The sequence below is a fragment of the Sediminicola luteus genome (assembly GCF_002514735.1).
In the GTDB taxonomy this organism is placed as follows: Bacteria; Bacteroidota; Bacteroidia; order Flavobacteriales; family Flavobacteriaceae; genus HQA918.
In genome coordinates this window covers 121584-134327 of the sequence record NZ_KZ300476.1, presented here as the reverse complement: position 1 = coordinate 134327, position 12744 = coordinate 121584, and the positions used below count along the sequence as shown (strand labels likewise).

Annotated in this window: 8 protein-coding genes; 1 reads left to right on the top strand and 7 read right to left on the bottom strand. The window is 39.9% G+C overall.

The features are described from left to right. Window positions 1–55: 55 nt before the first annotated feature. Together B7P33_RS00405 and B7P33_RS00400 are read right to left on the bottom strand one after the other, a co-directional pair. Window positions 56–715, bottom strand: a complete 660-nt coding sequence (locus tag B7P33_RS00405) for a pyridoxamine 5'-phosphate oxidase family protein (RefSeq protein WP_097439997.1) — start codon at window positions 713–715, stop codon at window positions 56–58. A gap of 56 nt (window positions 716–771) precedes the next feature. Next, window positions 772–1062: a DUF1272 domain-containing protein gene (locus tag B7P33_RS00400; protein ID WP_097439996.1), complete on the bottom strand. Its 291-nt coding sequence runs from the start codon at window positions 1060–1062 to the stop codon at window positions 772–774. A 79-nt stretch (window positions 1063–1141) separates the two neighbouring features. Between B7P33_RS00400 and pdxR the strand changes: the two genes are divergently transcribed. After that, on the top strand, window positions 1142–2605 hold the full coding sequence (gene pdxR, locus B7P33_RS00395; RefSeq protein WP_097439995.1) for a MocR-like pyridoxine biosynthesis transcription factor PdxR: 1464 nt from the start codon (window positions 1142–1144) through the stop codon (window positions 2603–2605). Here pdxR and B7P33_RS00390 read toward each other — a convergent pair. The 5 genes from B7P33_RS00390 to B7P33_RS00370 all read right to left on the bottom strand — a co-directional run bounded on the left by B7P33_RS00390 (window position 2602) and on the right by B7P33_RS00370 (window position 12565). Further along, window positions 2602–4038: an amidohydrolase family protein gene (locus B7P33_RS00390; RefSeq protein ID WP_172435811.1), complete on the bottom strand. Its 1437-nt coding sequence runs from the start codon at window positions 4036–4038 to the stop codon at window positions 2602–2604. The two genes, pdxR and B7P33_RS00390, sit on opposite strands and share 4 nt — an antisense overlap. Before the next feature lie 99 nt (window positions 4039–4137). Next, the gene (locus B7P33_RS00385; RefSeq protein WP_141402356.1) at window positions 4138–5301 is read right to left on the bottom strand and encodes a hypothetical protein; all 1164 of its coding nucleotides are present in this window, start codon (window positions 5299–5301) and stop codon (window positions 4138–4140) included. 10 nt (window positions 5302–5311) lie between these two features. Beyond that, window positions 5312–6052 carry a LytR/AlgR family response regulator transcription factor gene (locus B7P33_RS00380; RefSeq protein ID WP_097439992.1) on the bottom strand — a complete coding sequence of 247 codons (741 nt, stop codon included), beginning with the start codon at window positions 6050–6052 and terminating at the stop codon, window positions 5312–5314. Between the two features lie 316 nt (window positions 6053–6368). After that, on the bottom strand, window positions 6369–9377 hold the full coding sequence (locus tag B7P33_RS00375) for a sensor histidine kinase (RefSeq protein ID WP_141402355.1): 3009 nt from the start codon (window positions 9375–9377) through the stop codon (window positions 6369–6371). 86 nt (window positions 9378–9463) lie between these two features. Continuing rightward, entirely contained in the window at window positions 9464–12565 is a 3102-nt protein-coding gene (locus B7P33_RS00370) for a sensor histidine kinase (protein WP_097439990.1), read from the bottom strand. Window positions 12566–12744: the final 179 nt, after the last annotated feature.

The window sequence follows — 12744 nt, the reverse complement described above, 5'->3', positions numbered from 1 at the left end:
GTTCTATAAGTTACGAAAAATTTACGAGAGCCAGGAACTAGGCTTGTTTACATGATCATATGCGGTGTTTTTCGTAATAATCGGTAATGTGGGCCGGGGTAGGAAGCGTTTCTGAAAGGTTTTCATCTGCAATAGGGGGTAATGCCACTTGTTTAATGGGTATTACACCCGCCCAAACCGGATAATCCATGTCTTCCTTTTCATCCAACACCCCCACATCACGAACCTTGGCCGAAGCCGATGCTATCTTTAGTTCGACAACCAAAGTTGCGTTGCGTTCTTTGTCGTTCATCGGGCGCAAACTTTCGTATCTGTCTGGTATCATTTGATCTACGATGGCCTTTAATACAGTGTTTTTTTCATCGGAATCCGTAATTTCTGTTAAAGGGCCGAATAAGGTGACCGACCGATAATTCACAGAATGGTGAAAACCCGAACGCGCCAAGACCAAACCATCTAAATGCATAACCGTCATACTGGCGTCTTGCTGTTGGAGCAAGCTGGTGAGCATTCTGTTCTTTCTAGAGCCATGTAAATAGACCGATTCGCCCAGCCTGGCATAGGCCATCGGGATACTCATGGCTTTTTCTTCGTAATTGTAGGAGACGAAGCCTACAAAGCCGGCATCTAGAATGTCGAATACGGTTTTTTGGTCGTACCGGGCCCTATTGTTGCCGCGTACTACTTTGTTCAAAGGTGTTTTTGGGTATTGCATGGTTCAATATTTGATTTTTTTATGGATTAATGATGGTTTAACGCTTGGTTATGTTGCTATCGCTTTTCTGGCGGAATTGATTTGAATCGGTTTAACTTTTCTTGGAAAGACTCCATGTCGACGGGTTTATGAACCACTTTTTGGGACGGTGGGTATTTTGCGAGCCCATCTTTGGGTCTAATAGGTCTAGGAGTAAATCCGCCGCCACAATTGGGGCAGACGTTCTGCATGATATCATTAACACAATCCCGGCAAAAAGTACATTCGTAGGTGCAGATCATGGCCTCGGTGCTATGAGGGGGTAAAGCTTTGTTGCAATTTTCGCAACTAGGTCGTAATGCTAACATAAGGTTCGTTATTTCGTTTCAAAATTATCGTACATTTGGTCTACTTAGATAGTCCAGAAATACTCAAACAAGTAGTCCAGTGATTCCGTTTGACTCTTTAATCCAATTGGAGCGGAACAGTTCCGTTGCCCTTTTCGTACAATTGGCCAATCAATTGATCGGATTGATAAAACAAGGGCATTTGGCCGTTGGTACGCCACTACCCAGCTCTAGGGTATTGGCCGAAACCTTAGGGGTGCATCGTAAAACCATTGTAGCGGCCTATGACGAATTGATTATGCAGGGCTGGGTAGAGACTATTCCCAAGAAAGGAACTTTTGTGGCTTTTGATATTCCCCAGTTACAAGGGGCCGGTAAAAGAATGAAAACTTCAGTCAAAGTTTCCACGACACCTAATTTTGATTGGTGTAGCGATCCGAGATTGATGCCTTTTGAAGTGAAGGCACACTTGAAATACCATATCGATGATGGGGTGTCCGATAGTAGATGGTCTCCCAATGCCCAATTGGGAAAATTGTATAGGCAAGTTTTATTGGATCCTACCTTACCCGATCTAATGGGATATGGCGACCCCAAAGGAAATCAATACCTCCGGGAAGTATTGGTCGGATACTTGAATGAAACCCGAGGTTTAGACATTTCTACGAAAAACATATTGATTACCCGGGGAAGCCAAATGGGTATTCATCTGTCGGCCAAGATACTTGTTGGTCCGGGAGATGTGGTAGTAGTAGGGGAGACCAACTATAGTGCGGCCGATATAAGTTTTGAAAAGGCCGGCGCTACCCTAATGCGTGTTCCTGTAGACGAAAATGGACTGGATACCAAAACATTGGAAGAACTTTTAAAAGGGAATAAAATACGGGCGGTATACCTAACACCACACCATCATCATCCGACCACGGTAACCCTAAATGCCCGGCGTAGGATGCAGTTGTTGAATTTGGCCCAAAGATACCGCTTCGCCATTATGGAAGACGATTACGATTACGATTTCCATTATGATCATGCTCCCATTCTACCATTGGCCAGTCACGATAGCCAGGGTAATGTTCTGTATATGGGCTCGGTCTGTAAAACGGTGGCCCCTGTTTTTCGGGTGGGTTATTTTATCGGCCCCGAGCAAGTAATCGAAGAAGCAGCCCGGGTTCGACGGTATATAGACCGCCAGGGTGATGCCGTTCTCGAACATGCCTTTGCTAGATTTATAGCTCAAGGTCATTTGGAGGGGCATATACGAAAGGTTTCTAGGGAGTACAAATTACGGAGGGATTTGGGGTATGCCTTGTTAAAGAAAGAGGTGGGTGATTATTTTGATTTCGATTTGCCAAAGGGAGGTATGGCGTTTTGGGCGGTTCTAAAGGCCCCCTATCAATGGTCGACGATCGCTCCTAAACTCGAAAAGTTAGGTTTAGGGATTGGCGATTGGATGAGATATGATAGGGCTCAAAAAGGGCATGGGGGCATCCGGATCGGCTTTGCCTCTAAGAATCCGGAAGAATTTGCAGGAATGGTTCGCCTATTGAAGCAAGGTTTTAATTAATATATTGCTTTAGCGCTTAGAATATCTTTTTCAAATCGGGTAAAATCGTTCTTTAATTTTTGGAGCAATTCCTTTTTTACCCTCGGTTCCAAAAAGGCGTATTGTATGCCGTTCAAAACAATAGATTTGATATCGGCATACCCCAATTCGGGTAAGTATTGGGTTAACAGTAGGTATTGGGCGGTAAGATCGGTGCGCAGTACCCCTTCATCATCTGTTGAAATGCACACAGGTACCCCGGCTTTCCAATAGGCCCGAATCGGATGGTTTTTAGGATTACGTTCCAATATTACCTCGTTACTCCGTAAATTGATTTCTACGGCAATCCCCTTTTTACGCATATATGCCAAGGTTTCTTGGGCATTTTCCTCCTCTAATATGCCAACCCCATGCCCTATACGTTGGGCACCGGCCATACGTACTGCTTTTTCGATATGGTCTTTAAAGTCATCGTTTTGAGCTGCCCCTTTACCATGGGCCAGTTCCCCGGCATGAATGGCAATGGGTACTTTCGGGAATTTTTTACCTAAGAAAGCGAACATGGCCATATGAAGGTCGTAATTAGCCAAGGCTTTCGGATGGTCTTCAGGGGCCACAAAGTTTACCCCCACCAAATACGGACTTTTCTGGGCGGTCTCAAAACCGAGTAACAGTTGGGCAAATGTTAGGGCCGGGTTGTCCAATACCCGTATACCATAGGTTTGGAATCGCAGCGTGATACCATTTTTATTCGTGTTATTATAATAACTGGCCAAAGAATCTACATTGGCATTTACCCAAGTATCCATTCCTTTGTCCTTTAGGGTTTGATACAAACGCTCCAATCGCTGTTCTCTTGATTCTTGTGTGGTCAAATTGAAATTGGATGGTGCTATTTGGGCTATACTATCTTGTATATTGGCCACACGTATCATGGTTTCCAAATAGGAAATATGGTCTTTTTGGGCTTTTTGGCACATGGCCGATAGCAAGGCAGCCTCATGACCTATAAAGGCGTGTTTAAATCGGCCAAAGCTAGAGAAGAATAATTGATGTCCGTCCAAACCGCGTTCTTTATAATTCCTGGTAGACCAGTAGTTAATTAGTGAGTCTTTGGCGTATGATTTATCGTTCGTCCATTGAGTTATCGACACACTATGGCGGTTAGAATCGCTGATTTTCGGAAGCTGTAAAGAATAATTTAGGGTATCTACCCAAAGGCCATCCGATTTGGCATTTACTATATATTGTTCGGCATAGGGCGTGCCACTGGCATGGTGATGAAGATCACCTCCTTTGGGCATTTTCGAAAAGAAAGCATGCAGTGTGACGGAATCACTTTTAATCTGGGCAAATAATCTTTCGATTTCCGTAGTTTGCGATACCTGTTTAGTAGAAACGCATCCGGACAATAGGAGGTAAAAAAAAAGTAAGGAAAGTAACCCTTTGGGCATAGGCAGTGTCATTTAATCCATTCCGATTAGGAACCATTATTTGACAAGCGAAGATAACAAAGATTTTTTTGGTGGTGTTTTGATAAAGGGTTTCAGATCTTATTTGTTTACCTTATTATCATATAAAAGGGAGATTATGCCTAAAACTATTATTGTGCTGAAACTTAGTAAAACAAAGTCAAATTGAACGAGGCTTGGCCCTTGGAAAAAAGCTAAGACTCCCTTATATGCCAATAAAAATTCGCTACCCAAAAACCCCAGGGCATAAAACCATAAAAAAAACGATGGGATTCGCTTATTAAATTCCCTATAAACAAGGTGTATCAGGGTCAAACTGATCGGGCCGAGGAAAACAAAATGTAGGTATGCGATAATCAAGCTTCGGTTTAATTGCAGGTCATGTAAGGGAAGACCACCTACAAATTGAAAGATGAGCTTACAAACATACAATCCCAATAAAATGGCTACGATTGGCTTGGGTTTTCGGGTAGTTTTTGTGGTTTTCACCATAAAAAACAATGAAATCATAAGTAAGATTACCCCAAGCAGTCCGGGTAGTACCAATAAAAGGTTTCCACTATCCCAAACAAAGGAAAGTAAGGTACTAAGCATCGTACCCAAAGCAAACAACCAAAAACTCAATTTGTGTTTAAAGTTTTGAGAGGCATCCGATTTGAACCATAGTCCGAACAGGGTAGCGATAAAAAAGCCATTGTATAGAAAGTGTAAATAAAAATAAATGGCATGACGGTACCAGACCGAGGTGGGGCCAAAGGTTTTCATTAGATAGCCCAAGCTCCATGGGCCCAGTGAAGATATGATCAAGCACAATAAGCCTAGCCGCACCCACCAATACATAGGCCTCTGTTTAATATTGGGGCTGGCATACCGGAACACCAGATAGGCAAAACGATATGAGGCAAACAAAAACAGGGTAGAAAAAATAATAGAAAAAAGCGCATAACCCTGAAAAGGAAAGCTAAAGAGCATACCAATAAGGGTGAATTGGGTAAACCAATACAAACTTCCCAAGGACTTTTCTCCTTTAGGGGCGAGTTTGATTTTTCTGGTTACAAGTGCTGTTAGACCTAGATAGACCCAACCTAACAAAGCAATATGGGAGTGGGTGTGAATAAAGTATTTATAGTTGATGTGCAGTTCGACCAAAGGGAACAAACGGAGACAGAGCCCTAAACCTCCCAAGACCAAAAAATAGAGCAAGGCCACTATAATCTGTATACGGAACGGGGGGAGTCTCCACATGGAAATCGGCTTAATGAAGCCCTAAGTATTTTTGAAATTCAGCCTGTTTTCTGGCAGATACGGTTAAATGGATATTGCCTGGCAATTCACAGAAGAAACCATCCGACTTACTGATTTTACGTACTTTTTTTACGTTAACCAAATAGCGGTTATGTATTCTAAAGAAATTTTTGTCGTTCAATTTCTTCTCATATTCACCCAAATTTTTACTAGAAACGATTTCGCTACCACTATCGAGATGGAAAACGGTATATTTTCCCTTAGACATACAATAGAGAATTTGATCCATGTCGATCAGTTCAATAGATTGTAGGGTAGGTACCGCCAAAATACCATCGGGTAAAACACTGGCTTCTTCTTTTGTGTTGCCGTTCAATTCTTTTTCCCCGTCTAAATGGGCTACGGCTTGGGCCACGGCTTTTTGTAGCTCTATAATGTCAATAGGTTTCAACAGATAGTCTACGGCCGAATATTTAAAAGCCTTTAAGGCATATTCCTTGTGTGCGGTCACAAAAATGACCTTAAAATTCTGGTTTATTTCGTCTATAAGTTCAAAACCCGTATCCCGATCTAAGGTTATGTCCAAAAACACAATATCCGGATTGCTTTCAGCAATAACTTCTTTTCCTTTTTCAAAGGTGAGTGCCGACCCCACTAACTGTATCTCAGTACAGTACTTGGTTACAAAATGTGATAGAAGTTCTATGTTCTTCTGTTCGTCATCGATAATAACCGCTCTGTAGCTTTTCATGAATGCGTACTTATTTTATATGACCATATTGATATGGGCAAAAGATACTTTGGTTATTAGGATAGTGTTTACGTGTATAAAAATCCGCAAGGGTAAATATAGTATTTTTAAGTTGGTGACCACCTAAGAAGAAAAACTTATTTGGGGTGACTTTAGTTGGACCATACACCCCATGGTTTTAGTAAGGCTGTTGTTTGTTTTTGAAGATGGGCGGGTGATTTAAAGCAGTATTTTAAATAACAAATCAACATTTGGCATGGCCTTCATTGGATTGCCGAAATATCTTGCCAATAAATTGTTGGCTAGTAAATGTTGTTTAAGCTTTATTAAACTTGATTTTAAAACTAACCCGTGTACCTGGGTATTTCTGACCCGGATAAGCATCTTGAATGTCCATTTCTATACCCGGGTGTTCTAATTGCCTATTTATGGTAATACGTTTTTTAACCACATCCATGGAAAAAGATTCATGGTTGGTTTTCGAGGCTTGTTGGCTGGCCAGTTCCCTGCCTATGCCATTATCTACAATAGTAACATAGAGATCACCGGCATTGAACCTAAAATCGATCATCAAATGTTTCTCTTCCGGTTTATGGGTTAGCCCATGAATTATGGCGTTCTCTACAATAGGTTGGAATAATAGCCCCGGAACTTTAAGTTCTGTTTTTTTGCACTGCTCGCACTGGGTTATGGTGTAAGTGAATGTTTCGTTAAAACGTTGTTGTTGCAGTTTTATATAAGATTCTAAAAAACCTATTTCTTCTGGAATGGTTAAATAATTGAACCGGCTAATGTTTAAGGTAGAGCGCATTAAACGCGAAAAGTGACTAATGTATTGGTTTGCGGCTAGCTCACCCTTTAGCATTAACACGTTTTGAATACCATTGATGGTATTAAAAATAAAATGAGGCGACATTTGTGCCGTCAATGCCTTCAATTCCAATTTCTTGATTTTACTTTTCGCTTCCAGGCGTTCTTTTTTACGCTCAAATCTTTGGTGTAAAATGAGATAGATTATGGTTATGCCTAAAAAGATTTGGCTGAGAATAAACCATATTTGCTTATAAAAAGGAGGGGTAACAGTTATAGGGTAACGTAGTGTATTGGTGGTGAGTACCCCAGCATCGCTTACACCTTTGACTTGTAAGGTATAGTTACCAGGCGGAATTTCAAAGGCATTGATAATGTTCTGGCTACCTAAATCGCGCCAATCGCTCATGAGTCCGTCTATTTTATACATATAACCATTTTTGGAGTGGTTAAAGGTGTTTTTGACCGCAAATTCCATTGAAAAACTGTTTCGGTCGTAGGGTAGCTCCAAACCGCCAGTAAAAAGGGTAGTATTCAGTTGTTCTATTTTTTCATTGCCAACAAATTCAGTAAGTTTTACAAAAACCAATTCAGGTTTTTCTATATCCTTGTCCAATTTGTTGATATTGATTTCGAAGGCACTTTTAGAACTACCGAAATACAGGATGCTGTCGTTCGATTTAAAGGCTGAATTAGGATTAAAAGCGTTGTTTTGTTCTATATCCGAAACCGTGACATTAAAAATGTTTCCATTGTTTTTTGCAATTCTACTAATACCGTATCCGGTACCGAACCACATATGTTTTTTGGTTTCGAGAATACTGAGTATTTCATTGCTTCGTAGGCCGTTGGACAAATTGATAAGCTTACATTTTTTGTCCGTTGTCAGTTTAACTATGCCCCCTTGGGTGGCCATCCATAAGGTGCCATATTCGTCTTCATGAATTTTAGAAACATAATTGTCTGGTATTACATCGGGGTCCGATTCCTTGGTGATTTGGGTAAATGCTTTTTCTGTTGGATTGAAAATGAACAATCCCTTGTTCGTTCCCAAATACATTTGATTTCGACTATAACTGAAATGGATGTCAAAAATGGCACTATTGCGAAGGGCAACCGGTTGAAGACTAGGATTCCATAAATCAATTTGACCTGATACCCTGTCGAATACAAAAAGCCCTTTATCGCTACCAATCCAGTAATTCGATCCCGAATCATGGGTTATACTCGAGAACATAAGCCCCGGTTTTTCGTAAGTACGGCCCTTAAAGTTTTTTTTGTTTCTGACATCAATCCAGTGCCTATTTCTTACAAAAAGCATACTGTCTTTATCGGAAATAATATCCCAGGCCGGTAGTATGTTTTTGGCCAAGGTGTCTCTAGTATCCGAATATTTATGATAGCGATGTACGTTATAGTAGGTAAAAACCAACAAAGTACTATCGGTTTCGGCCATGGTCCTGACACTGATATCAGAATCTAGGTCTTTAAAAATATTCTTATGGGCCAAGGACTGGAATGAAAATTTGGTAATACTGTTCCAATTGGCCGTATACATGGTTTTTCGAGAACGATCGAACAGGCCGGTTTGCGATCGGGCTTTACGTGCATGACTCTTCTTAATTTTTAGGACCAAGCTGTCTTTATCCGTTGTCTCGAATTTGCACAGATTTATCTTAGGTATGGTGTTTTCCCAGATAACAACGGTGTCCAAGAGTTTTTTTCCATGAAGCCGGGGCGATTTCATTTGCTCATGAAGCCCGATGGCGAATTGGCCAATGGCGGGTATATATTGGTAGGGAACTATATAGTTTTCGTACCTATAAACCCCTTTTCTAACAGGTTTAAACCCTAAATCAAGTCCATCTTGCTCGTTTTGGTACCTTATTTTTTGGAGCTGAAAACTGCAATCATCAACGTAATGAATTTTATCTTTATCTATTAGGTAGATTTTATTGTCACTCCTGATAAATTTTCGCGGGACTTCGCTTTCTTTTATTAGGGTAGACTTTCTAGTAGGTTTCTGAATAAAGGCCACCGCTTCCATATCCCCATCAGGGAAATAAATAACATAATTCTTGCCGGTACTTACCCAAATGTCATGGTCGTCGCCAAAGAAAATTTGAGGATATACTTTTTTACCTGTTAACTCTGATTTTAAATCGAATTTTTCATAAGTAAAGTCCTTGGTGTTTACCTTATGTACACCTTCTGTCGATATAAACCAATAAAATCCTTTTTGGTCTATTTCACTAGACCAAACCCCGTTGTGAGGGTTGTTTGGGTTAATAGGTATAGATATGAAAACCTGCGACTCGCCATAGTCTTTTACAATGCCCTTATCGGTCGGGTACCATAGAAAACCGTCAGCATCCATACTCGGGGTACCTGAAATATTGTTGAAATAATCCGATTTTACATTATATGTGAAAACGTTTCCTTCTTGGGAATGGCCTAGAAAAAGACAGCCAGCAAAAAGAATGGAACAGCAAAAGAATTTTATAATCGTTTTCAAAACCAGGATTTCATTTAAAGCTTGGTTCAATTTACAAAATGTTTTTATGCAGGGTTAGTTTATTTAAGGCTTTCATTCTTTAGAAGCTATTTCAGTGGCAAGATTAAAAATTCTACTTGAGTGCCTGGGTAAAACTCTCCGGGGTCTTTGTCCTTGATGCTGAAACTTATGTCTTGATCACCCAGTTGTCTCCCTAATTCAATACGCTTTTGAATTACCTCGGTAGAATATGACTTATAATTTCTGTCCTTTTGCTTGGCCATTGCTTTTTCTCGGCCGATACCATTATCGGCAATCGTAACAAACAATTTAGTCCCTCTCATCCCGAATTGAATTTCGAGGAAACCGTATTCAGGTTTATGGTTTAAACCATGGATAATGGCATTTTCAACAATGGGTTGGATCAGTAGCCCCGGAATCTGTATGTCGGAGGCTTTGGCGAGTTCACAACAGCTTATGGCATAGTCAAAACTATGGTTGTTACGGTATTGTTGCAGTTTTATATAGGCTTCAAGGTAGTTGACCTCTTCTTCTACACTTAAATAATAATCTCGGCTAATCTGCATAGTCGAACGCATAAGTTTAGAAAAATTGGTGATGTATCGGTTTGCGGCCAATTCTCCTTTCAACAAAAGCACATTTTGTATCCCGTTAATAGTGTTGAAAATAAAATGTGGGGTCATTTGAGCGGTTAATGCACCTATTTCCAGCTTTTTAATGGTACCTATGGCTTCTAGACGTTCCTTTTTTCTTCTAAATGAAAGTAAAGCGATAAGGTAAATAATAATGGTCAAAAACGTTAATCCTAGGAATTGGAACCATGATTCCTTATAGAAAACCTCGGCAACCTTTATGTTGATTTTGTAGACATTGGGGGTAGGCTGTCCATTTTCATTGTAGGCCATAACCTCGAGAATATGCTTGCCAGTGGGTAATTCAAAAACGTTCACCATATTGTCGTTCCCGATATCGCGCCAATCTGGCATTAATCCATCGATTTTATATAAAAATCGGTGCTTACTATGATTAAAGGCATTCTGAATGGCAAACTCCATAGAGAAACTGTTGCTATCGTAATCCAATTGGAGTTCAGATAGCTTATCTAGACTTAGGGGGGTATTGTTTTTTTCAAAGCCATTGTCTTTAAAATCAAGATGTTTTACCGGTATTAGTTTAGAATTGTTCGGCTTTGGCCGAAAGAGGTTTGGTCGTATTTCAATAATACCGTTGCTATTACCAAATAACAACAGCGATTCGCTAACTTTTAGAGCGGAGTTATAATTGAATACGTTTTCTGATTCTAATTCGGAAACAAATAGATTGTCGAATTTTAATGAAGCCAGGTCTAAACGGGACAGACCGTTATCGGTAGATACCCAAAGGTGGTCGGGGTTCGGTAGAATGCAATGAATATGATTGTCGGGTAAACCATCGAATTCAGTATACATGTTAAGCTTCCCGTTTAATGTTAACTTAACCAACCCACTTGTAGAGGCTATCCAAAGGTTGCCTACATCGTCTTCATAAAGATCTTCAACCGCAGTTGCTAAAGTCTCGGTTTCCATTGGGCTTAACTTATAGTGTTTACTGGTGTTTCGAACTTGATCAAAAACAAATAAACCATTGGTTGTACCCACATAGAGGTTATCGTTCAACTTACTATCCAAGACAGCATGCACTACTTCTTGTGCCAATTGCCTTGAATGTCGGGTTTTGATATGCCATTTGGTAATTTTATCTGACTTGTGGTCTAATACATAAAGCCCTTTGTTCGAACCCACCCAAGATTGTCCTTTATCTTTAGGTCTAACGAAAGTATAATGACCCAGTTTTTCGCCAATGTTTTTAAAACCAAGTGTTTCCGGGTCCATTTTGGATATATGCGGAAATGAATTCGCTATAATCAATGAATCACCTTGCTTAAGATTGGTTTTCGGATAGAAACCTTTAGAATCGTGTTGGGAATACCCTGTGTCGCTTTTTGGTAATGGGTATTTGTTTACCCCATAAAAAGACGATACGTATAATTGATCGTTTTGAATTTGTAAGCGTCTCGTATTTATACGCAATTTGTCGTCTGGGTGAAAATAGGAATATATCTCCGGACTCAGTTTTACCTTGGTTACACTTGATTTGTTTGCGGTATAAATAATAGACCTAATGGGGTCGTATGAAACATGGTTCGAATTGTAAGAGTGATCGATTTTTTTTCTAACATTAAGATTTAATTCGCCATTTGGGTTACGGTTAAAATCTAAAAACTCGATTTCGTGATCCAAAACCTTAAATAATATAACATCGGCAAAGTCGGCTGTTTTCGATCTTAAATGGATTTGATGGTTATTGTAGAACCTAATCAGGTAGCGATTCAATTCAGGAATAAAATAATACGGTCGTTTTATATTTAGGTAATTATAAAAGCCATCCTGTTCCGTGTTGAGTTTAAATTTTTTAGCTTGATCTTTGGTAATCGCCGCTGCCAAGCCCATGACGTGATCTAAGCTTCGAATTAGCTCTAGTTTCCGTTTTCTAATTCGATACACATTCGTATCAAAAACCACAAATTTTGGTAATTCATTGGCTTTGGGAGCATCAACAACAGTTTTTGATTTGGGCGTATAAATCTTTTCTCGTTTGGGTATGGAATCAGAAGTAAACCGAAAGAAAAACCCTTTTGAGGTAGGAACCCATAGATCATGGTCGTCGCCTTGATTAAGTGTTAAGAATACTGGATTTTTTTCGGTGCCGAAATCAAAAGGATACAGTTTGTGTTGAAGCGTGTTCGGATTTACGCGATACGTACCCATAAAACAATTGAACCAGATGTACCCTTTTTGATCAATGATTAAAGACCAAATGGGTTCTTTGGCATTGGGCCTACCCGTTTCCAATGGAATCAATATTTGCGAGTTGCCATAATCTTTTACAAGACCTTTTTCGGTAACATACCATGCAAAACCATCTTTGTCGACTACTATTTTGCTTAAAATTTCTTGATATTCCTTCGCTTTGATTTGATAGGTAAAACTTGTATGGTTTTGACCTTGAAGGGGAATAAAACTACCTATAGAAAACAAGATGTTCAATAACCAAAACCGAAGGTATATTGAATTCTTTGCCTCCGGTATATAGGGGTGACATTCACTATAGGCTGATCTATTACCAAGATAGGAGGTTGTTGCTCTCATGATACTGGAAAGGCTGTGTTTAGCATACCAAACTCCGTATCGAGTTGCAATTTTGGTAAATGAAAACCCCGGTTATAGGCTAAAAACCAAGGGTAAGTTTTTAAGATATTAATGGACCTGAGCAAAAATTCGATTTTTCGTTTTTATGTCAAGCAGTGAAGATATTAAATGCGTACAAA

Bases quoted from the DNA above. Each gene is read 5' to 3' on its own strand.
- B7P33_RS00405 (WP_097439997.1), bottom strand. From the start codon at position 715: ATGCAATACCCAAAAACACCTTTGAACAAAGTAGTACGCGGCAACAAT.
- B7P33_RS00400 (WP_097439996.1), bottom strand. From the start codon at position 1,062: ATGTTAGCATTACGACCTAGTTGCGAAAATTGCAACAAAGCTTTACCC.
- B7P33_RS00390 (WP_172435811.1), bottom strand. From the start codon at position 4,038: ATGCCCAAAGGGTTACTTTCCTTACTTTTTTTTTACCTCCTATTGTCC.
- B7P33_RS00385 (WP_141402356.1), bottom strand. From the start codon at position 5,301: ATGTGGAGACTCCCCCCGTTCCGTATACAGATTATAGTGGCCTTGCTC.
- B7P33_RS00380 (WP_097439992.1), bottom strand. From the start codon at position 6,052: ATGAAAAGCTACAGAGCGGTTATTATCGATGACGAACAGAAGAACATA.
- B7P33_RS00370 (WP_097439990.1), bottom strand. From the start codon at position 12,565: ATGAGAGCAACAACCTCCTATCTTGGTAATAGATCAGCCTATAGTGAA.